The 20,690-nt window shown below is 67.8% G+C and carries 18 protein-coding genes; 9 read left to right on the top strand and 9 right to left on the bottom strand.

What is annotated here, in order from left to right; translation table 11 throughout:
* Positions 1 to 11 precede the first annotated feature (11 nt).
* Genes ACLJOO_RS33980 through ACLJOO_RS34000 form a run of 5 tightly spaced genes read left to right on the top strand, consistent with a single transcriptional unit; the run spans position 12 to position 7,045 of the window.
* Positions 12 to 989 (top strand): ABC transporter permease, encoded by a 978-nt coding sequence (locus ACLJOO_RS33980; RefSeq protein WP_410791757.1) that lies wholly within the window; start codon positions 12 to 14, stop codon positions 987 to 989.
* On the top strand, positions 986 to 1,876 hold the full coding sequence (locus ACLJOO_RS33985) for a carbohydrate ABC transporter permease (protein WP_410791758.1): 891 nt from the start codon (positions 986 to 988) through the stop codon (positions 1,874 to 1,876). The genes ACLJOO_RS33980 and ACLJOO_RS33985 overlap by 4 nt, the downstream gene beginning before the upstream one ends.
* Positions 1,877 to 1,893: 17 nt before the next feature.
* Positions 1,894 to 3,522 (top strand): extracellular solute-binding protein, encoded by a 1,629-nt coding sequence (locus ACLJOO_RS33990; protein ID WP_410791759.1) that lies wholly within the window; start codon positions 1,894 to 1,896, stop codon positions 3,520 to 3,522.
* A complete protein-coding gene (locus ACLJOO_RS33995; RefSeq protein WP_410791760.1) occupies positions 3,519 to 5,333 on the top strand; it encodes a hypothetical protein in 1,815 nt (604 codons plus the stop codon). Before ACLJOO_RS33990 ends, ACLJOO_RS33995 begins: the two co-directional genes overlap by 4 nt.
* A gap of 8 nt (positions 5,334 to 5,341) precedes the next feature.
* Positions 5,342 to 7,045: a right-handed parallel beta-helix repeat-containing protein gene (locus ACLJOO_RS34000; protein WP_410791761.1), complete on the top strand. Its 1,704-nt coding sequence runs from the start codon at positions 5,342 to 5,344 to the stop codon at positions 7,043 to 7,045.
* Here the strand turns inward: ACLJOO_RS34000 and ACLJOO_RS34005 are convergent, their stop codons facing one another.
* The 7 genes from ACLJOO_RS34005 to ACLJOO_RS34035 form a co-directional block, all read right to left on the bottom strand.
* Positions 7,046 to 7,993 (bottom strand): helix-turn-helix domain-containing protein, encoded by a 948-nt coding sequence (locus tag ACLJOO_RS34005; RefSeq protein ID WP_410791762.1) that lies wholly within the window; start codon positions 7,991 to 7,993, stop codon positions 7,046 to 7,048. It lies immediately after the preceding gene.
* A 20-nt stretch (positions 7,994 to 8,013) separates the two neighbouring features.
* Positions 8,014 to 9,051 carry a M23 family peptidase gene (locus ACLJOO_RS34010; protein ID WP_410791763.1) on the bottom strand — a complete coding sequence of 346 codons (1,038 nt, stop codon included), beginning with the start codon at positions 9,049 to 9,051 and terminating at the stop codon, positions 8,014 to 8,016.
* Between the two features lie 333 nt (positions 9,052 to 9,384).
* The gene (locus tag ACLJOO_RS34015; protein WP_410791764.1) at positions 9,385 to 10,170 is read right to left on the bottom strand and encodes a S1C family serine protease; all 786 of its coding nucleotides are present in this window, start codon (positions 10,168 to 10,170) and stop codon (positions 9,385 to 9,387) included.
* Positions 10,171 to 10,326: 156 nt separating this feature from the next.
* The gene (locus ACLJOO_RS34020) at positions 10,327 to 11,265 is read right to left on the bottom strand and encodes a VWA domain-containing protein (RefSeq protein WP_410791765.1); all 939 of its coding nucleotides are present in this window, start codon (positions 11,263 to 11,265) and stop codon (positions 10,327 to 10,329) included.
* The gene (locus tag ACLJOO_RS34025; protein ID WP_410791766.1) at positions 11,262 to 12,191 is read right to left on the bottom strand and encodes a DUF58 domain-containing protein; all 930 of its coding nucleotides are present in this window, start codon (positions 12,189 to 12,191) and stop codon (positions 11,262 to 11,264) included. The genes ACLJOO_RS34020 and ACLJOO_RS34025 overlap by 4 nt, the downstream gene beginning before the upstream one ends.
* Positions 12,188 to 13,174, bottom strand: coding sequence for an AAA family ATPase (locus ACLJOO_RS34030; protein ID WP_410791767.1), 987 nt, complete (start codon positions 13,172 to 13,174; stop codon positions 12,188 to 12,190). The genes ACLJOO_RS34025 and ACLJOO_RS34030 overlap by 4 nt, the downstream gene beginning before the upstream one ends.
* Positions 13,171 to 13,413 (bottom strand): hypothetical protein, encoded by a 243-nt coding sequence (locus tag ACLJOO_RS34035; RefSeq protein WP_410791768.1) that lies wholly within the window; start codon positions 13,411 to 13,413, stop codon positions 13,171 to 13,173. The genes ACLJOO_RS34030 and ACLJOO_RS34035 overlap by 4 nt, the downstream gene beginning before the upstream one ends.
* Before the next feature lie 125 nt (positions 13,414 to 13,538).
* Here ACLJOO_RS34035 and ACLJOO_RS34040 point away from each other — a divergent pair, with 125 nt between their 5' ends.
* Positions 13,539 to 14,231: a response regulator transcription factor gene (locus ACLJOO_RS34040; RefSeq protein ID WP_410791769.1), complete on the top strand. Its 693-nt coding sequence runs from the start codon at positions 13,539 to 13,541 to the stop codon at positions 14,229 to 14,231.
* Positions 14,228 to 15,493, top strand: coding sequence for a sensor histidine kinase (locus tag ACLJOO_RS34045; protein WP_410791770.1), 1,266 nt, complete (start codon positions 14,228 to 14,230; stop codon positions 15,491 to 15,493). The genes ACLJOO_RS34040 and ACLJOO_RS34045 overlap by 4 nt, the downstream gene beginning before the upstream one ends.
* A 6-nt stretch (positions 15,494 to 15,499) precedes the next feature.
* On the opposite strand, the gene ACLJOO_RS34050 is transcribed toward ACLJOO_RS34045, so the two are convergent.
* Both ACLJOO_RS34050 and ACLJOO_RS34055 read right to left on the bottom strand, forming a co-directional pair.
* On the bottom strand, positions 15,500 to 16,654 hold the full coding sequence (locus ACLJOO_RS34050; protein ID WP_410791771.1) for a Gfo/Idh/MocA family protein: 1,155 nt from the start codon (positions 16,652 to 16,654) through the stop codon (positions 15,500 to 15,502).
* Complete coding sequence (locus ACLJOO_RS34055) at positions 16,651 to 17,703, bottom strand: Gfo/Idh/MocA family protein (protein ID WP_410791772.1); 1,053 nt, start codon at positions 17,701 to 17,703, stop codon at positions 16,651 to 16,653. Before ACLJOO_RS34055 ends, ACLJOO_RS34050 begins: the two co-directional genes overlap by 4 nt.
* Before the next feature lie 94 nt (positions 17,704 to 17,797).
* Between ACLJOO_RS34055 and ACLJOO_RS34060 the strand changes: the two genes are divergently transcribed.
* Both ACLJOO_RS34060 and ACLJOO_RS34065 read left to right on the top strand, forming a co-directional pair.
* Positions 17,798 to 18,817 carry a LacI family DNA-binding transcriptional regulator gene (locus ACLJOO_RS34060; RefSeq protein WP_410791773.1) on the top strand — a complete coding sequence of 340 codons (1,020 nt, stop codon included), beginning with the start codon at positions 17,798 to 17,800 and terminating at the stop codon, positions 18,815 to 18,817.
* A 105-nt stretch (positions 18,818 to 18,922) separates the two neighbouring features.
* Positions 18,923 to 20,680, top strand: a complete 1,758-nt coding sequence (locus ACLJOO_RS34065; RefSeq protein ID WP_410791774.1) for a glycosyl hydrolase family 28 protein — start codon at positions 18,923 to 18,925, stop codon at positions 20,678 to 20,680.
* Positions 20,681 to 20,690 lie beyond the last annotated feature (10 nt).

The raw sequence follows: 20,690 nt of genomic DNA on the forward strand, positions 1-20,690 counted from the left end.
AGGGAGACCGCATGACAGCCCGTCGTCGCGACTCTTCGGCAAGCGCTTCCCCCCGCCGCCTGGCGAGCGGCGACGGTCGCGGCGCATCGCGACGTGACCGCCTCCGCCGCGACCTGGCGCTGCTGATCATGGCGGCGCCCGGCCTCCTGCTGCTCCTGCTCTTCCACTACATCCCGCTGCTCGGGAACGTGGTCGCCTTCAAGGACTACCTGCCGTACGTCGGCCTGGTGGACAGCCCGTGGATCGGGCTACGGAACTTCACCGACCTGTTCGCCGATCCCGACTTCTGGAACGCACTGCGGAACACGCTCGAGATCACCTTCCTCCAGGTCGTGCTGTTCTTCCCTGCCGCGATCGGCCTGGCGATTCTCCTGCACGGCGTCCTGCGGTCATGGCTGCGCCGCTTGATCCAGAACATCGTCTACCTGCCGCACTTCATCTCCTGGGTGATCGTGATCGTGCTGTTCCAGCAGACGCTGGGCGGCGCCGGCATGATCAACTCGTTCGCCCGGAGTCACGGCCTCGCGACGTTCGACATCATGACCAGTCCGCACCTGTTCAAGCTGCTGGTCACGGCCGAGGGCATCTGGAAGGACGCCGGCTGGGGCACGATCATCTTTCTCGCGGCCCTGGCGGCCATCGATGTTCAGCTCTACGAATCGGCCGCGGTCGACGGCGCCGGGCGGTGGCGGCAACTGTGGCACGTGACCCTGCCGGGTATCCGCCCGGTGATCGTGCTGCTGCTCGTACTGCGTCTCGGCGAGGCGTTGTCCGTCGGTTTCGAGCCGATCATCCTGCAGCGAGCGTCCGTCGGCGCCGACGCGTCCGAGGTACTCGACAGCTACGTCTATTTCCACGGCGTGGTCGACAGCAACTGGGGCGTCGCCGTCGCCGCAGGTCTGCTGAAAGGCCTCGTCGGGTTCCTCCTCATCCTCACCGCGAACAAGGCAGCTCACGCCCTGGGCGAGCAGGGGGTGTACCAGCGATGACTAACCGTCCGCCGTGGATGGAAGAGCCGACAGTTGCCGGGAAAGTCAGCAAGGCTGCCGCTCTGTCGGTCGTGTGCGTACTGGTACTGCTCCCCTTCGCCGGCGTTCTCTCCACCAGCCTCTCCAGCCAGAAGGCGCTCGCCGAAGCGGGGTCGTACGTTCTCATCCCCCGCGATCCGACCTGGGCGGCGTACCGGGAGATCTGGGCCGGCGGCGCCGTCACGCGCGCACTGCTGATCAGCGCTGGTGTGACCATCGTGGGCAGTGTTCTGGCGACGACGGTGACCGCGCTCCTCGCGTACGGTCTGAGCCGTCGCGGCTCCTTCGGTCACCGCGCGATCCTGAGCGCCGTACTCCTCACCTTCCTGTTTCACCCCGGCATCATTCCGCAGTACCTGACCGTCAAGTCCCTCGGTCTGCTCGACAGCTACGCGGCCCTGATCCTGCCGACCGCGCTCAGCGCGTTCAACGTGATCATCATGCGCGGCTTCTTCATGGGGCTGCCGACCGAGTTGTACGACAGCGCGCGGATCGACGGCGCCGGCGAGTTCCGGATTCTCGGGCAGATCGTCGTACCGCTGTCCAAAGCCGTGATCGCGGTCGTCGGGCTGTTCTACGCGGTCGGCTTCTGGAACGCGTGGTTCAACGCGCTGCTCTATCTGAACGACTCCCACAAGTGGCCGCTGCAACTGCTGCTCAGAACCTATGTCCTGCAAGGCCAGTCGCTCGGCGACAGTTCGGCCGTCGCCTCGGGCGAGGCGCCGCCGCCACAGCAGGCGGTGCAGGCAGCCGTCGTCATCGTCGCGCTGGTCCCGATCTTGCTGGTCTACCCGTTCCTGCAACGCCACTTCACCAAGGGCGTACTCACTGGCGCCGTCAAAGGCTGACCCTTCCAGGAGGACAGATGTCATCCACCAACCGAGAAATCACCCGCAGAACGGCGCTGAAGTCGGCTGTCCTCGGCGGCTCCGCCCTCGCGTTCGGCGTACCGAGTCTCGTCGCCTGTGGCAACAACGGCGGGACGGGCACCGCCGCCGCCAAGCAGGTCGACCTACCTACGTACCGGGTGCCGACCGGCGTGAAGCCGGATCTGGCCGGCGAACCGGCCCGCGGGATCCAGGACGGCTTCTTCACCATGCCGAAGGACCTCCGGCGCTCGGTCGACAGCGCCCCGATGAGCGGCGGCGAGATCAGCATCATGGTGCCGACGCTCGCTCCCCCGCCGCCTGCGCTCAGCAACAACACCTATGCACAGGCCATGAACGCCCGTCTCGGCGGGAAGTTCACGATTCGTACGGCGCCGTCCAGCGAGTACGGCACCAAGGTCGACACCTTGCTGGCGGGCAACGATCTGCCGGACATGGTCCTGGTTCAGGACTTCGGCCAGCCGCGGCTGGACAAGCTGCTGGAGAACAAGTTCGCCGACGTCTCCGACCTGTTGACCGGCGACAAGATCCTGGCCCATCCGCATCTCGCCGCGATCCCGTCCAAGGCCTGGACCAACGCCCGCATGTTCGGCCGGCTGTGGGGTGTTCCGGTCGAGCGTCCCCTGCTCTGGAACGTCATGCTGGCACGTACGGACCTGATGAAGGCGGACCCGGGCAGCATCGCCACGACGGACGACTTCGAGGCCATGTGCGCCGAGGTCAACGATCCGCGCCACAATCGCTGGGCCCTCACCGGCTCGTACGGATCGTTCAGCCTGCCGGCGTTCGCGGCCGCGTTCGGCGCACCGAACAACTGGCGCAAGGACTCCGACGGCAGCTTCACCCGGGACTTCGAGACCGACGAGTACAAGGCAGCCGTCGAGTTCACCGCGAAGCTCCGGCAGTCCGGCTACTTCCATCCGAGGTCCGCGAACCTCACCGGCTCGCAGATCACCGAACTCTTCGTTGCCGGACAGGTCGTCTGCAACGCCGGTCAGCTGAGCGGGTGGAAGGCCCTGACCAGCGTGCAAGGCCTGAAGTCCTCGCAGGTGACAGCGATGCCGCTGTTCAGCGCCAAGGGTCAGCAGCCGGCGTTGTACTACGGCACCGGCGTGTACGGCGTCATTCTGCTCAAGAAGGCCTCCACCGACCGGGCCGCCGAGTGCCTGCGACTGCTCAACCTCTATGCCGCGCCGTTCGGCACCGAGGAGTACCTCCTGGTCCACTACGGCATCTCCGGGCCCGACTACCAGCTCGAGAACGGCGAACCGAAACTGACCGACGTCGGCAAGAAGGAAGTCGTCAACGTCGGGTACGTCACCGGGTCCGAGTTCCGGGTGATGTACGGCCCCGGCCAGCCCGACTGGGTCCGGGCGCAGTACGAGTGGGAGAAGAGCGTCGCCCCGCACGGTGTCGCCGATCCGACGCTCGGTCTGTACTCCGAGACCGCGAGCCGCTCCGGCGACGAGGAGCAGAAGGTCCGCGACACCGTCAGCGACGTCATCATGGGACGCAAGAAGATCGACGACTTCACCGCCGCGGTCAAGACCTGGAAGTCCGCCGTCGGCGACAAGATCCGGGACGAGTACGCCAAGCAGCACGGATGAGCACCAGACCGCTCGCGCCCGGCGAGCTCGACGAATGGCTGACCGCAACCGCCGCGGCTGTCGGAAAGCGTGCGTACGACGTCGCACACCGGCTGATCCGGATGCCGGCCTCGGCGAGCTCCGTGCACACCGCACTGGGCGGCCGGACTGTGCACGCCTTCCGCGAATCCACCACCTACGCACTGATCCTGCTCGAGACCGGGGCGGCCGACGAGGCGGCCGGGATCCTGGACCGGGTCCTCGACGGGCAGGACCTCGATCTCGTGTCGGACACCTACGGCATCTGGCCGTACTACCTCGAGGAACCCCTCGCAAGGATGGCGCGTCCCGACACCAACTGGGCGGACTTCATCGGGCAGGAGCTGGTCCTGATCATGATCCGCCACGCGGCCGCCCTCCCCGACCAGCTGCGACAGCGCCTGCGAACCGCAATCGCTGCCGCAGCGGAGGCCGTCGTACGCCGGAACGTGCCGATGTCCTACACGAACATCGCCAGCAAAGGCACGTTCGTGACGCTCGGCGCCGGTCAGGTCCTCGGCGATCCCGAACTGACCCGCTACGGACGCGAGCGAATCGAACGGCTGGCGGCGACCGTCCACGACACCGGGAGCTTCGCCGAGTACAACAGCCCGACGTACTGGCTCGTGACCTGCACCGCCATGTCGGCCATCAGCCAATACATCACCGACCAGCGATCAGCAACGATCGCGGCCGAGCTCGTCGACCGGCTCTGGCGGCATCTCGTCCAGCGGTGGCACCTTCCGTCCGGGCAACTATCGGGACCGATGTCACGGGCCTACCGCGATGATCTCGGCGAAGAGCCGCACCTCCTGGCTCACCTCGCCAAGGCCGTCGGCGGACAGCCGCCGTTCGACAGCGCGCTCGAACGGGTCGGCGACTCGCCGGCTGCCCTCGGTCTCATCCACACCGCGATCCTCGGCCCGGACGCGCCTGCCGATGTGGTCAGGCAACTTGTCACCGCTGCGCCGCCGACAATGCGCCGCGAGCTGTTCAGCCGCGACCGCGTCGGGAGCACGTGGCTGCACGCCAAGAACACCCTCGGCACCATCAACTTCGCCGATTGCTGGTTCCAACGCCGGAATCTGCTCGGCTACTGGGGTGCCAACGACGCCTGGCGACACCCGCCGCGGTCCGTCCGGCTGCGCGTCGTGAAAGACGATGTCGACTTCGTGTCCGCGATCTTCTCCGCCGTCCAGGAAGGTCCACACGCCCTGTGGCATGTCGGATTCGCGAGTCCAGGCGGCGATCATCACGTGCACCGGAACGTCATCCCGAGCGGGGAACCTGTCCCGATGCGCTCTCTCCGGGTGCTGTTCGAGATCCGCGGCGTCACGGATCCGGTGATCCGCGTCAACGGTGCCCCAGGCAACAGCTTCACGCTCCACGACCAGGTGACAGTCTCCGACGACGGCAGCACGGTCAGCATCATCCCGGCCGGAGGCAGCTGGAACGGCAGTCCCCCAGCCGGCCGGATCACCGCCGGCGCGAACGGCGTACTCACCGTCGAAGTCGAACTGTTCTCCGCCCCCGAACCACAACCGATCGACCTGTCGTCACTCGACTCGGCGTACGTGGGAGGTGCCTTCTCCCTCCTGCCGAACGGCGAGACAGCGGCAAGCCCGTCCGTGTCGATGCATGCTGCGGGCAACCAAGCCAGGTGGAGCTGGACGCCCGATGCGCACCTCGAACTCACGGGCCGCACCACGGTCGGAACAGTCGAGGAACACGGCGATACCCACACGGCAACGATCGACAGACAGCCACCTGCAATACCCCCGCCCACGAAGTGAGGAGAAACATGAGAACGAGATGGCTCGCCGCAACCGCCGTACCCGGGATATTGGGAGCCCTCCTGGCGGGTGCCCTCACAGATCCCGCGCAAGCCGCCGCCGGCACGTACTACGTCTCGCCGAACGGAAACGACAGCAACAGCGGCCTCTCCCCCAGCCAGGCCTGGAAGACGATCGGAAAGGTCAACAGCTTCACCTATCCACAAGGCAGCCTCGTGTACTTCGAAGGCGGGCAGACGTTCACCGGCTGCCTGGTCTTCAACTCGACGAACGTGCCGGCGTCGTCCGCGTCGACACCGTTCCGGGTCTACTCGTACGGCACCGGGCAGGCCACCATCCAGTCCAGCTGCACCGGCGACACCTCGGCAGCGATCACCGCGGACGCCGTCAACGGCTTCCAGCTGAACAACATCAAGGTCGTCAACGGCAGCACGACCGCGGCCGGCGTACTGCTGCAGAATCAGACGTCGTCGACGGCAACGACCGGTCTGCGGATCACCAACTCCGACATCTCCGGATTCGGTACGCCGAGCGGCAGCACGAGCGCGTTCGGCGCACAGATCATGGTGCTCGGATATGCGTTGAACAGTCACAGCGGACCGCTGGACGACATCCAGATCCTCAACAACAAGCTGCACGGCGCCAGCGTCACCTCCACCGCCGGTCCGGGCATCTACGGGTGGGGCTCGGGTGTCAACATCACCAACGTCCGGGTCGAGGGCAACACCGTGTACAACCTGGGCATGATCGCCAAGACCGTCGGTGCGGCGCTCCAGGCGAACGGCTGGAACGGTGCGGTCTTCCAGCACAACGTCGTCCATGACATCGGCGCGAACGTGACCTCGTGCGGAGGCACCAGCGGCATCATGGCGTACACCTCGAACAACGTCACGATCCGCTACAACGAGATCTACCGGGTGCAGCCCTCACCGGCGTACACAGCCGGCTGCGACTGGGACGGCATCGACCTCGACGGCGGTACGACGAACTCGGTCGTCGAGTACAACTACACCCACGACAACGCCGGCAGCGGTCTGGCGGCCTACACCTCGACGGCCGCGTCGAGAGTCTGGGGACCGAACACCTTCCGGTACAACATCTCGCAGAACGACGACTGGGCCAACGCCCAGGGCGGCCTGTTCGTCGTGGTGCCGAGCGCTCCGAAGAACGCGCTGTCCATCTACGGCAACACGCTCTTCAGCAACAAGGATCAGAGCGCGAACAAGAAGGCGGGAGCCAGCGCCTGCTTCAACTTCGGATTCAGCACGGGCACGTGGGCCAGTGGCTCGTTCCTGAAGGACAACATCTGCTACATGGCCAACAAGGGCAGCTCGGGTAAGACCGGGCAGTTCTACTACAACCCGTACACGCAGACCGGGATGACGCTCGCGAACAACCTCTACTACGGCACGAACACGGGCGGTTGGCGCTGGGGAGGCACGACGTACGCCGACTTCGCCGCCTGGAAGGCCGCGGGTCTCGAGACGGGTGGCGTGTGGGGCGACCCGCTGTTCACCTCACCCGGTGGCGGCGGCACCTGCTCGTGGTCACCGCCCTCCGGAACCGGCCCGCAACCGTGTCCGCAGGCCTACACGCTCAAGGCCGGCTCCCCCGCCCTCGGCACGGGCACGCCGGTATCCGGCAACGGCGGCGTCGACTACTACGGCGCCACCATCCCCAACCCACCCAACATCGGAGCCGACGCCAGCTGATCACGGCAGGTCGGAGAGCAGATCACCTAGTGGCGTGCGTTCGTAGATGACGGCTCGGCCGCTGCGACGGGCCCGGATCAGGCCCTGTGCGGCCATCGCGCGGAGGGCCTGGTTCGCGGCCGATGGGGACACGCCGAACCTGTCCGCCAGTGCGGTCGTCGACTGGCCGGAGCCGATGGCTCGGAGATAGCGAAGGCGGTGCGGGCTGAGCAAGCCCGCGCCGCCCGGGAGGCCGGTCGCGTCGGACCACATCGCTCGCTGGTTCGTCGCGCGGTAGATCACCATCGGGTCCGAGTCGGTCAGCGGGGTCGAGCTGCTCAGGGTGAACAGTGACGGTACGACGAACAACGGGCGCCCGCGCGTATGGAGAGTGAGGTCGTCGTGGCCATTCAGGATCCGGGCCGTGATGGACGCCGGGTCGGCGCGGACGCCCGGCCCGCAACGGTTCAGGGTGGCGATCACCCCCTCCGCCGCCAGTGATCTGGCGCGGACCGCGACATCGGCGTCGAGGATCGCACGCATCCGCGGCCAATGCGGCTGAAACGCCAGACGCCAGTACACCGCCAGCGCATCCGCCAACCGGTCGCCGAAGGATCGTCCACTCGCTCCCAGCCGATGGGGTACGCCGCCGACCGCGAACTCGATGTCCGCGCCGAGCGTGCGCAGGTCCTGGTCCCGCAGGTAGGCGAGCTGGGCGTCGATGGTCTGCGGTACGCCCACCCGCGGGTTGAACAGGTCGGGGGTGTCGAAGTTCGGGCCGATCAGCCCGCTCAGCACATCGAGCGGAAGTTGGTCGCGGACCCGGCACGCGGCGGCGTACCAGGGAGCCTGAAGCGGGTAGCTGGTGGGCGACCGCAGCGCGCGCAGCGAGTTCCCGAGCTCGGTGAGTGGCGAGACCGCGAAGCGCACCAGTCCGTAGTCGCCAGGCTCCAACTGATAGCGCGCCACGGCCGATTGTAGGCATGGGGTCAGCTGGTGCGGTTGTAGATCGCGGTGCCCGGGCAGGCGGTGACGCCGAGCCGGGTCGCGCAGCCGGTGTACTGGCTCGAGCCGTTCCACCAGGTCCAACCGCCGATGGTGCGGCCGTGCAGCCAGGTGTACGTGCCGTTGTAGTTGGCGTCGTACGTCCGCAGACTCCAGTGGACATGGTTGCCCGTCGCGGAGCCACCGGCGCAGACGTCTCGGCCGATGTTGCCCAGCAGCGCGCTCGTCCCGACCGTGGTCGCGTTGTAGTAGGTGGCGTTGTACATGTGGTAGTAGTCCGTGGAGAAGCCGTTCGGGTGGATCACTCGCGTCCAGCCGCCACCGGCGCCGCACATCGAGGTGGCCGTGCCGTCGCGCGAGGAGCGGACCCGCCCGCTGGCGTTGCCGCCGGCAAGGTCCAAGCTGCTCCAGTAGCCGTTCACGCCGTCACTGGCGTGCGGGCCACCAGTGACGGTCATGTAGTAGTCCGGCATCCACGGCAGCAACAACCCACCGGTGTTGGCCGTGGTAGCCATGGTCGTCGCGGTCTGGTGTCTCGCGTACGCCGTCATGGTCCGACGCTCTGCGGCGCCGACGAGCGGGGACTTCGCGACATAGTCTGCGAACTCGCTGTCACCCTCGACTCCACTGACCCAGTGACCGTCGAGGTAGCGAGCGATGTACAGCCAGCCCTCCGGATGAGCGCCTTCCGTGGCGGAAGCCTTGACGTACGCGACACCCCGCGCCCAGCCCGGCGCAGCCGACCGGACGTCGACGACGACCTGCCGGCCCTGGGCGGTAAGCTTGCCGAGGGCAACGGACGGGGCGAGACCCCGGCCATCCTGGGACCGGCCCAGCGCGTCGGTGGCGACCGCGTCGACCAGAGTCCGGCCGGAGGCGCCGAGGACCTCCGCAACCTCAGCAGGCAGCTTCACCTCAGCTGCTGCCGGAGCCGGGTTTGCCTCGGCGTAGCGCGGGGGTGCCGCCGACGCCGTGGGCGCGACAGCGAAGACGGTTGCCGCGGCCAATGCAGTGGCAGACATTCTCACGGACAGTTTCGAGGGCATGGGCGGAACCCTTCTGTTCGACTGACGAATGCCGCGAGTGTGACAGAGGCCCCCGCCCGCCAGCAGAAGATGAAGCCAAAGCCTTAATCAGCCAGGTGTTGCCGGCTGGCGGGTTATGTGTCCGATGGCGGGAAGCAGCAGGCCAGCGGTGACCTGCCAGCGGGTTGGCGGCTCCGCGCGGCCGTGGATCTGCAGCTCGACAGGTAGTGCACCGGTGGAACGCTGTACGCACGGACAAATTCACGCTCAGGTGCACTACCCGGCTACCCGACACGTCCTGTCCAGCTGCAGATCAGTTCCGCTTCGTTGTCAGTCGAGGAGGTTCTTGACGATGGTGGTCATGCGGTCTACTGGGATGGCGAAGCCGATGCCTATGTTGCCGGAGCGGGTGGTGCCTAGGGTGGCGATCGCGGTGTTGACGCCTACTACCTGACCGGCTGCGTTGACGAGGGGGCCGCCGGAGTTGCCGGGGTTGATGGCTGCGTCGGTCTGGATGGCGGACTGGCGGGTGCTGTTGTCGCCGAAGCGGGCCTGGCGGTTGACGGCGCTGACGATGCCGGCGGTCACCGTTCCTTCCAGGCCGAGTGGGGATCCGACGGCCAGCACCGGGTCGCCGACCCGGAGTTGCGCGGACCGGCCGAGCGTGAGCGCGCGCAGGCCCGCGGCGTCGGAGGGCGAGACCTGGAGTACGGCGAGATCGTTGTCGTCGTCGGCGCCGACGACGCGAGCGTCGACCGTACGGCCGTTCGACAGGACCAATGACACATCACTCGCTCCTTCCACGACATGGGCGTTGGTCACCACGTGGCCTTGCTCGTCGATCGCGAAGCCGGAGCCGGTTGCGCGGCCCGCGCGTACTGAGACGACTCCTGGTAGGACGCTCGCGGCGGCTGCGGTGATGGAACCCTGGGCGGCTGCTGCTGGCGGGGCTGCCTGCTGGAGGTCGACGGGTGCGGCGTCGCGCGAGCCGGTGACGGCACCGGCCAGTCCACCCGCCGCGAGGGAAAGGGCGAGCGTGCCGACGACGAGACCGGCTCGCCGACGGCCCGCGCGAGGTCGGACGGCGGGCGGCGTGATGGGTGAGGTGACCGTCACCCCGGCCTGAGGTGCCGCAGCCGGAGAGGTGGGAACAAATGAGGGGGTCCCCTCCCGAGCGGTGGCCGGGGTGACGGAGTGGTTGGGTGGTGGGCCTGGGATGTAGTCGGGGCCGCGGAAGGGGTGGCCTAGGTGTGGGGGCATGTCAGCTCCTGATCACGGGAGGCGGGAGAACCAGAGCAGCGAGGCCAGCGCGGCCAGGAGTGCCGCGGCCAGGGCGATGCCGGCGACCAGGTTGGTGATCTCGCGGGGTTCGGTGGTCCAGCCGATGGAGGACTGCAGGTCGGAGTACACGTCGCGCAACTGCTCGTTGTTCTCGGCCTCGTAGAACGACCCATTGGTCGCGTCCGCAAGACCTTGCAACGCCTCGGTGTCGGCCGGAACCGGAACGTCCCGCCCTTCCAGATTCACAGTGCCCTCAGGCGTGCCGTACGCGATCGTCGACACAGGTACGCCGGCCTGCGCCGCCGCAGCAGCTGCCTCGTCGACCGGGCTGCCCGCGGTGTTCCCGCCGTCCGACAGCAGCACGATCCGGCTCGGCGGCGGATCGTCCGGGTCGATCGACCGTACCGCCTGCAGGCTCGTGAGTACGGCGTCCCCGATCGCCGTCGAGTCGCGCAACTGCAGACTGTTGATCGCGTCCACCGTCGCCTGATGGTTCGTACTCGGCGCCGACACCACGGTCGCCGTCCGCGCGAACGACACCAGCCCGACGTTGAACTTCTCCGGCAGGTCCCGCACGAACTCGACCGCCGCCTGCTTGGCGGTCTCGAACCGGTTCGGCGCGACATCGGTCGCCGCCATCGAGTTCGAGACGTCCATCGCGACCAGCACGGTGGCGCGCTCCCGCGGGACCCGGATGTCCGCGACCGGCCGGGCGATCGCGATCGTCAGCACGGTGAGCGCAGCGAGAAAGGCCGCGGCCGGCGCGTGCCGGCGCCAGCCGGGCCGTACAGGGGCGACCTTCTCCAGCATCGGAAGGGTCGCGAATCGGACGGCGTACTTCGTTCTGCGTCGCTGGGCGATCAGGTACGCCGCCACGAGCGCGGCGACCAGCACCAGCAGCCAGAGCCACAGCGGTTGCTCGAATCTCATCTGGTCCTCACAGCAGTCGGGTTCCGCCGTACGCCGGCCCGACGGCGAGCGGTGGTGAAGGCGGCAACGTCACGGACCCAGTCGGTGTCGGTGCGCAGTACGAGATGTGCCGCACCAACGGACCGAATCGCCTGCCTGGTCTTCGAGCGGTGGGCGGCCATCGCGTCGGCGTACCGGCGACGGAGTTTGCGGCTCGCGGTCTGGACCTCCCGGCGGCGGCCGGTCTCCGGATCCACCAGCGTGAGCAGACCGACCTCGGGGAGCTCGAGTTCGCGCGGGTCGAGAACCTCGACCGCGATCACCTCGTGACGTGCGGCCAGGCGGCGCAATGGGTCTGCCCACCCGTCCTCGTGGAAGTCCGAGACGATCACGCGCAAGCCGGGGCGTGTATGTTCGCGGTCAAGTCGACTGATCGCCTTGCCGAGATCTGTTCGCGGAAACGCGCCGGGTATTGCTCGGGGCAACGAAAGAAGCGTCCGGAGCGTACGGCGGAGCTGGACAGCGCCGGCTGCGGCCGGGAGACGACGCAGGTCGTTGCCCAGGGCAATCCGTACGCCGAGCCGGTTGCCGGGACGGTCGGAGAGCAGACCGACCGCCCCGACGACAGCGATCGCCACGTCACGCTTCTCGCTCAAGGCAGTACCGAAGTCCATGCTCGCCGACGCATCCAGCAACGCCCACGTCTCCAGCTCCCGCTCGGCGAGCGGTGCTCGCACGTGCGGTTCCAGCGAGCGAGCGGTCACGTTCCAATCCATCCGCCGTACGTCGTCCTGGCCCGCCTGGTACGGACGCGCTTCGTTCGGCTCGCTGCCGGGACCACTCCGCAGACCGGTGATCTCGCCGTGCAGGAAGCCTTCCAGCTTGCGCTTCACCGTCAGCTCGAGCGCACGCAACGCCCGCTCGCGGCCGGCCAGCAGGTCATTCATGCCGCTGACCCTTGGGCGTCGTCGGCGGGCACCACGTGCGGCTGTTCGATCGTGTGCAGGATCCGCGTGACGACCGACCGCGGATCGATCCCGTCGGCCAGCGCGTCGAACGTGAGCACCAACCGGTGCGACATCACGTCGAGCGCAACGTCGTACACGTCGGCCGGCAACACGTAGTCCCGCCCGCGCAGCAACGCCAACGCCCGGCCCGCCGCGACCAGTCCCAGCGTGGCACGAGGGCTCGCGCCGAACTCCAGTACGCCGGCCAAATCCTGGATGCCGTACTGCGACGGCACCCGGGTCGCGTGCACCAGCCGTACGACGTACTCCGCGACCGCGTTGTGGACGAACACGTCGTCCGTTGCCTCCTGCAACTGTGCGAGCTGCCCCGGAGTGAGTACGGCGTTCGCGTGCGGCCGGTGCGAGCTCATCCGCTGCAGGATCGTCAATTCCTCCAACGGCGTCGGGTAGTCGACCGTGATCTTCAGCAGGAACCGGTCCCGCTGCGCCTCGGGCAACGCGTACACGCCGTCGGACTCGATCGGGTTCTGGGTCGCGAGCACCAGGAAGGGATCCGGCAGCGGGTACGACGTACCGCCGATGCTGACCTGATGTTCCGCCATCGCCTCGAGCAACGCGGACTGCACCTTGGCCGGTGCACGGTTGATCTCGTCCGCGAGCACCAGATTGGCGAACACGGGACCGAGCTCGGTGTCGAAGCCCTCCGTGGACGGCCGCCAGATCCGGGTGCCCATGATGTCGCCGGGCACCAGGTCCGGAGTGAACTGAAGCCGCGAGAACTGCCCGCCGATCACCTGCGCCAGCGTGCGGACCGCGAGCGTCTTGGCGACTCCCGGTACGCCTTCCAGCAGACAGTGGCCGCGGGCCAGCAACCCGACGAGCATCCGCTCGACCAGGTGGTCCTGCCCGACGACGACCCGCTTCACCTCGAACAAGGCATGTTCGAGAGTCGCCGCACTCATGCGGGGTTCTGCTCGGACGGCTGCGCGGTGCCGCTCTTCTCGGGGCAATCAGGCGACGGTGACTGTGCTGGTGACGGAGTCGTCGCGCCCTCCTCGACCGTCACATAACCCTGCTCCGGGACGGCGGGGTCGTTTCCGGCGGCGTACGCGATCCCACCGGCGCCGAGCGCCGCGACCGCCACCGCGCTGCCGAGGATCAGTCGTTTCACGGGGAGTTTCAGTTTCACGGGGAGTTTCATCAGGATCTCCTTCGACTCGATTGGCCACAGCTCATCAAGAGGCCGCGAAAACGACCGGAAAGCCGACCGAAAGCCCGGCGAAAGCGCGCACCGTCCGCGCGAGGGTCCCCGGCTACCTTGGTTGCGTGCGACTACTTGTGGTGGAGGACGAGGAAGGCCTGGTCAGCGCGCTGCGCTCGGGACTCGGCCGGGCCGGGTACGCCGTGGACGCGGCGACCACCGGCGCCGAGGCGATCGAGAAGCTCGCGTCCACGCCGTACGACCTGGCGATCCTGGACATCACGCTGCCGGACACCAGCGGCCTCGACCTGTGCCGCGCCGTCCGCCGAGGCGAGATCGAGGTGGCGTCCGGACGGGAGCTGCGGGTGCTGATGCTGACCGCACGCGCCTCGCTCGCGGACCGTGTCCGCGGGCTCGACGAAGGCGCGGACGACTACCTGACGAAGCCGTTCGCACTCGTCGAGTTGCTCGCCCGGATCCGTGCTCTCCTCCGCCGCGACGTCACCAACGGCACGACCCAACTGCACGTCGGCGACCTCATCCTGGACTCGTCCCGCCATCTCGCCACCCGCGCCGGACGGGAGCTTCCGCTGACGCTGAAGGAGTTCGGCATCCTGCGGTACCTGATGTCGCGCCCCGGGCACGTCATCTCGGCCGAGGAACTGCTCGAACACGTGTGGGACGAGAACGCGGACCCGTTCACCCAGACCGTCCGCGTGACCGTCGGCACGCTGCGCCGCAAACTCGCACAAGAGGGCGAAGACCCCATCCTGGAGACCGTGATCGGTCGCGGCTACCGCCTCAGAGGTGACTCATGAAGCTCCCGCTGTGGGCGCAGACGATCCGGTTCCGCCTGACGCTCACCTATTCCGCCGTACTGATCGCCCTGTCCGCACTGCTGCTCGGGGGCGTGTATGTCGCGCTGTCCCAGATCCTCGAGCCGAAGCCGCTGGACCAGATCCCGGTCAAGAAGTACTACAAGGATGCCCACGGCAACATCCAGCTCAAGCAGGGCGAGGTGATCCAGGCTGCCGAGCTCTCGAGTGTGCAGGCCGCGGTGAACTACCAGACGCTGCAAACGCTGCGGGACTACTCCGCGGCGGGCATGGGCGTGCTGTTCCTGGTCAGCCTCGGCACCGGCTGGTGGTTGTCGGGCCGCGTGCTGCGTCCGGTACGGCGGATCACGGCGACCGCGCAGGAGATCTCCGCGACTGATCTGTCCCGCCGGATCGCCCTCGAAGGACCGCACGACGAGCTGCGCAACCTGGCCGACACCGTCGACGGCATGCTCGGCCGGCTCGAGACGGCGTTCCTGACCCAGCGCCAGCTCGTCGACGACGCCTCCCACGAACTCCGGAACCCCCTCGCCGTGATCCAGGCGAACGTCGACGCCGTCCTCGCGCACGACGACACGCCACCGGACGACCGCGCCCAGGCCACCGCGATCGTCGGCCGCGCGATCCAGCGGATGACCCGCCTCGTCGAGGATCTCCTCGCCTCCGCCCGCCGGTCGTCACCGGCCTTCGTCGACGCCGACGTGGACCTCGCCACGATCGCGGGCGAGGCGGCCGAGGAGTACGAACTGCTGGCAGCCGATCGCGAGCTGCACGTCGTACGACGCCTCTCGCCCGGCCCCATCGCCGCCGGAGACGCGTCCGCGCTGCGGCGCGCCGTCGACAACCTGCTCTCGAACGCGGTCCGCCTGGCCCGGGGCGGCAGCGAACTCGTCCTCGCGGTCGGCAGCCGCAACGGCTGGGCCTGGATCGCGGTCCGCGACGAAGGCCCAGGCATCGCACCCGAAGACGCCGACCGCGTCTTCGACCGCTTCTACCGCGCCGGCCAGCAACAACCGCCCGCCACCGTGCCGCCGACCGACCCGTCGACCGGCCAACGCCGGGCCGGCCTGGGCCTCGCCATCGTCCGCCAGATCGCCGAATCACACGGCGGCACCGTCACCCTGCACTCCGAACTGGGCATCGGCACCACCTTCGTCATCTGGCTCCCCGAACGCTCCCTCACCAACACAACCCGCCGCTCCCCCACACCCCCCACCGAAGACCCCCTGGGCCCACGCGGCTGATTCCTCTCAGGGCTGGAACGACTCGCTGAGTTGGGTTTTCGGGGTGTCTCCGTGGAGGGCTCGGTAGAACGGGTGGTCCGGGGTCAGGTCGGTGCGGCGTACTGCCTGCCCGGTGATCGCCGAGGCGTAGAGCGCCGTGACGAACTCCATCGTCAGCCGCGTGCTCGCCAGCGTGGTGTCGTGGGGCCGGCCAGCCAGTAGGTCGTCGATCAGGCGGCTGATCTGCGCTTCGTGGTTGCTCGGTACGTCGTCACTTGCCGACGCGATCCACGGGTCGTCCGCCACGCCGGTCTCGACCGCGTCTGCTTTCCGTACGCCGGGATCGATCCCGAGCGTCGCCGCCTTCGCCGCGTCCGGGGCCGGGTGGAACGTCCAGTCCTGGTCGGAGTAGCCGTAGACGTGGTTCACCTCGAGCGTTCCGCCCGCCGTGTCGATCCGGATCCTGCTCAGCTCCCGCGGCGACACCAGGCTGTTGATCACGGTCCCGACCGCGTCGCTCTCGAAGATCACCGACGCCATCGAAACGTCCTCGAACTCGACCGGTCGATCCAGCCGTACGGCCGTGGCGTTGATCGTCCGCCACGGCCCGAGCAGATGCAGCAGCAGGTCGATCTGGTGGATGCCGTGGCCGAGCGTCGGCCCGCCGCCCTCACCGACCCACGTACCGCGCCAGTCCGGGTCGAAGTAGCTGAGCGGCCGGAACCACAACGTCTCGCAGACCGCGACCAGCGGACGCCCGAGCGCACCGCGGCCGAGGAGGTCGGCCGCGCGCAGTGCGCCGGATCCGTGCCGGTGCTGGAAGATCACCCACACCGAGCCTTCGCTCGCCCGCTCGGCGTCCGCGACCGCGTCCATCTCGGCCAGGCTCAGGACCGGCGGCTTCTCCAGGAGCACCGATTTTCCGGCGGCAAGGATCTCGATCGCGATCTCGGCATGACTACCGGGCGGCGTCGTCACCGAAACCAGATCGGGGTCCTCCGCCGCCAGCAGCTCCGTCACATTCGCGTACGGCGTCGCGCCGTACTTCTCGGCCAGCGCCTGTGCATTCGCCTCGACGATGTCCGCGACACCGACCAGCGAGGTCCGGCCGGTGTTCGCGTACGCCTCCGCATGCCGGCGGCTGATGTTGCCACAGCCGACGATCGCGACCTTCACAGTCACTGGGCGGCTCCGCGGTAGGCCGCGTTCTGCTGAGCTGTCAACGCCAGCCGCATGGTTTCGAACGTGTGCTCCTGCGGCGCGGCCGTCGTGGTCCGGTCCCGGACGTCACGCAGCACGTCCGAGTAGTAGGTCAGCTCGACGTCCGAGCAATCGATGTAGTGCATGCCGTCCTTGTCCACCAGGAACAGGTGGTCGCCGCCGTCGCGGCCCGCAATGTCGACGTACTTGCGCATCTCGATGTAGCCCTCGGTGCCGAGCACGGTCAGCCGGCCGTCACCCCAGGTCGGCAACCCGTCCGGGGTGTACCAGTCGACCCGGATGTAGCCCTGGGCGTTGCCGCTGCGCAGCAGGAGCTCGCCGAAGTCCTGGAGCCCCGGCTCGTCGGGGTTGGCGAAGTTCCCGACCGCGCTGGTCACCACCTCGGCGGTCCGCGCACCCGTGAACCAGAGGAACTGGTCGATCTGGTGCGAGGCGATATCGGTCAGAATGCCGCCGTACCGCGCCTTGTCGTAGAACCAGTCCGGGCGGCCGCCGCCACCGGCGAGATGCCCGCGATCCCCGATCCGGTGCGGCCCGACCCCGAGCGTCTGCACGACCGTGCCGATCCGGCCCTCGCGGACCAGCTCACCTGCCTTGACCACGCACTTGACCTCGAACCGCTCGGAGAAGGTCACCGACCAGAACCGGCCGCTCTGGCCAACCGCCTTCTCGACCTCCTCCAGCTGCTCGAAGCTGACGCACCCCGGCTTGTCGGCCATCACGTCCTTGCCCGCCCGCAACGCCGCGACCGCGATCGGCCCGCGCCGGTCCGGTACGGCGGCGGTCACGATCAGGTCGATCCCGTCCTGCGCGATCAGCTCGTCGGGATCGTCGATCACGGGTACGTCGGGATACCGCTCCCGGGCCGTGGCCGCGACCGCAGCCGACGGGTCGTCGGTGGCCATCCCGGCGAACGTCGCACCGGCCTCGATCAGGCCGGCGACCTGACCGAAGATGTGCGCGTGGTCGAGCCCGACGGCGGCGAATCTGATGGGTTGAGTGGAATTCAAGACGACTCCCATAAAAAAGTGATCGATCCACTTCTGAGTTGACAGCTAATCCGAGCCGGGATTTAGTGTCAAGGCCCGGTTCAAGGAGGGGAACGTGGCAGATTCGGCAGCCGAACGGCCGGCGACCATCCACCAAGTGGCCAGCCTTGCCGGCGTGTCGCACACGACCGTGTCCCGGTATCTCCAGGACAAGGACAGCCTGAAGCCGAAGACCAGGGTCAAGGTCGAGTACGCCGTGAAGGCCCTCGACTACCGCCCCAACCTGGTCGCCCGCTCCATGCGGACGCGGCACACGAACCGGCTCGCGATCGTGCTCGCCTCGGGAGCGCATTTTCCCGGGCGCCTGCTCGCCGCGGCGTCCCGAACGGCGCACGACGCCGGCTACCAGGTCGAGATCGTCAGCGTCGAGGGCGGCGCCCGCGAGCGTTCGGAACGGATCGACGAGCTGGCCAGATCCGGTCAGGTCGAAGGCATCCTGGCCCTCTCGCCGATCAGCCTCAAGGGCAGGAGCTCGAATCGGGTGCCGATCGTGGAGAACGGTACCTACGACGACAAGTTGCACGGCTTGGCGGAGCTCGCCGACGCCAGTGAGATCCGCGAGATCATCGAATACCTGGTCTCTTTGGGGCACCGGAGGTTCCTGCATGTCGCCGGCGCCCAGAACTTCGCCTCGGCACGCAACCGGAAGAGCGTCTACCTCGAGACGATCGAACGCCTCGGACTGGAATCGGTCGGAGCCGTCGACGGCGACTGGTCGGCCCAGTCCGGTTTCGACGCGATCACCGCGCTGCCGCCCGACTGCGGTGTCACCGCGGTCGTGGCAGCGAACGACGTCGTCGCGATGGGCGTGATCCGCGGCGCGCTCTCCCGCGGCTGGACCGTGCCCGACGATCTCAGCGTCTTCGGCTGGGACGACGAGGAGATGGGCCGCTTCGCAACCCCGTCACTCTCCACCGTCGCAGTCGACCGCGAGGCCCAGGGCCGCGCCGCGATCCACCAACTCCTCGCGGAGATCCGCGGCGAACCGATCCCGCCCCCGCTACCCCAAACCATCAACCACCTCATCTACCGAGAATCAACCGCCCCACCACCCCGCCGTACGACAACCACCTGACGCAGCGGGAGCGAAAATTTCGTGGGAAGCGGTTGCTATTGATCGGGTCGGGTTCTCCGGACAAGGTTTCAGGGCCTTCCGCCGGAGATGCCAAGGAGCCTGAAGATGACCGCAGACCTCACGCGACGCCGCCTGCTCCAAGCAGCCGGTGCGACCGTTGCCGCCAGCTACGTCACGTCCGAGGCCGGGATCGCGACCGCCGCGCCCGCGTCCGTTCCACCGCTCATCACCTACCCGATTCCGGCCGGGATCGCGCAGGCGTCCACGTTCGAGGTGAAGGTCCGTACGAAGGCGGGCGCCTGGACCGCGGTGCCGACGTACTCGGTCAACCTCAAGGAGATCAACGCGACGACCGGCGCCGGCCAGGTGCTGAAGTCGTCGATGGCGTACTTCGACTTCGCCGATGCGGTCGAGGTCCGGGTCAAGTACACGAAGGGCACCATCGACACCGCCCGGATCCGGCCGCTGTCCCTCGGGATCGAGCCGACCATCGACGAGAGCACGTTGCGCTTCACGCTCACCGAGCCGCGCAAGATCATGATCGAGGTGAACGGCGACATCTTCGACTGCCTGCACCTGCTCGCCCGCCCGGTCGAGACCGACGCCCCCTCCCCCGACGACCCGGACGTCATCTACTACGGCCCCGGCGTGCACACGACCGCGACCGGGCAACTGGAGGTGCCGAGTGGGAAGACGGTCTATCTGGCCGGTGGCGCCGTACTGAAGGCCTCGGTGATCTTCAAGAACGTCACGAACGCCGCCTTGACCGGACGCGGTCTCATCTACGGCACGAACGGCGGCGGCTGCACCATCGTCGGCTCGAAGAACATCCGCGTCAACGGCATCTCGATGCTCGATCTGACGACCGGCTACGCGATCACCGCGGGGATGTCCGAGCAGGTCAGCATCACCGACCTCGGCTACTTCAGCGCGGGCCAGTGGGGCGACGGGATCGACATCTTCTCCAGTAGCGACGTACTGATCGACAACTCGTTCCTGCGCTGTTCCGACGACTGTATCGCGCTCTACACGCACCGCTGGGACTACTACGGCGACACCCGGAACGTCACCGTCTCCAACTCGAGCCTCTGGGCGGATGTCGCGCACCCGATCAACATCGGCACCCACGGCAACACGGCCGATCCTGAGGTGCTGGAGAACATCACGATCAACAACGTCGACATCCTCGACCACCGCGAACCGCAGAAGTGGTACCAGGGAGCCATCGCGCTCAATCCCGGCGACAGCAATCTGGTCCGGAACGTGCGGATCGAGAACGTGCGCGTGGAGGACTTCCGCTGGGGACAGTTCATCCATCTGCGCGTGGCCTACAACAAGTCGTACAACACGTCGGCCGGCCGCGGCATCGAGAGCGTCTATGTCAAGAACCTGACCTACACGGGCAAGAACGCGGAGGCCGCGATGATGCTCGGGTACGACGAGACGCACGGCATCAAGGACGTGACGTTCCAGAACCTCGTGGTGAACGGCACTGTGATGGCCTCGACCATGCGCAAGCCCGGGTGGTTCACGGTCGCCGACATGGCCGACATGCACGTCAACGAGCACGTGACCAACCTGCGCTGGCTGGACGCGGCCACGGCCCCGACGACAACGCCTCCGATGATCACGACCGCCGACACCGGCAACCTCGTCGCCGGCGTACCGGTCGTCTTCACGATCAGCGCGACCGGCTTCCCCATCGGCTTCGACGCCCAGAATCTGCCGGCCGGGCTCACCGTCGACAAGACCACCGGCGTCATCACCGGCGCCGCGACCAGCCCCGGCACGTACGCCGCGAACCTGAGCGTCACCAACGTCGCCGGGACCACCACCAAGAGCCTCATCCTGACCGTGCGCTGAACACCTGTGC

This window comes from Kribbella sp. C-35, assembly GCF_046549195.1.
GTDB lineage: Bacteria > Actinomycetota > Actinomycetes > Propionibacteriales > Kribbellaceae > Kribbella.

Excerpts from the sequence above, each read along its gene's own strand:
- ACLJOO_RS33980 (WP_410791757.1), top strand. The coding sequence starts at position 12 with ATGACAGCCCGTCGTCGCGACTCTTCGGCAAGCGCTTCCCCCCGCCGC.
- ACLJOO_RS33985 (WP_410791758.1), top strand. The coding sequence starts at position 986 with ATGACTAACCGTCCGCCGTGGATGGAAGAGCCGACAGTTGCCGGGAAA.
- ACLJOO_RS33990 (WP_410791759.1), top strand. The coding sequence starts at position 1,894 with ATGTCATCCACCAACCGAGAAATCACCCGCAGAACGGCGCTGAAGTCG.
- ACLJOO_RS33995 (WP_410791760.1), top strand. The coding sequence starts at position 3,519 with ATGAGCACCAGACCGCTCGCGCCCGGCGAGCTCGACGAATGGCTGACC.
- ACLJOO_RS34000 (WP_410791761.1), top strand. The coding sequence starts at position 5,342 with ATGAGAACGAGATGGCTCGCCGCAACCGCCGTACCCGGGATATTGGGA.
- ACLJOO_RS34010 (WP_410791763.1), bottom strand. The coding sequence starts at position 9,051 with ATGTCTGCCACTGCATTGGCCGCGGCAACCGTCTTCGCTGTCGCGCCC.
- ACLJOO_RS34020 (WP_410791765.1), bottom strand. The coding sequence starts at position 11,265 with ATGAGATTCGAGCAACCGCTGTGGCTCTGGCTGCTGGTGCTGGTCGCC.
- ACLJOO_RS34025 (WP_410791766.1), bottom strand. The coding sequence starts at position 12,191 with ATGAATGACCTGCTGGCCGGCCGCGAGCGGGCGTTGCGTGCGCTCGAG.
- ACLJOO_RS34030 (WP_410791767.1), bottom strand. The coding sequence starts at position 13,174 with ATGAGTGCGGCGACTCTCGAACATGCCTTGTTCGAGGTGAAGCGGGTC.
- ACLJOO_RS34035 (WP_410791768.1), bottom strand. The coding sequence starts at position 13,413 with ATGAAACTCCCCGTGAAACTGAAACTCCCCGTGAAACGACTGATCCTC.
- ACLJOO_RS34045 (WP_410791770.1), top strand. The coding sequence starts at position 14,228 with ATGAAGCTCCCGCTGTGGGCGCAGACGATCCGGTTCCGCCTGACGCTC.
- ACLJOO_RS34065 (WP_410791774.1), top strand. The coding sequence starts at position 18,923 with ATGACCGCAGACCTCACGCGACGCCGCCTGCTCCAAGCAGCCGGTGCG.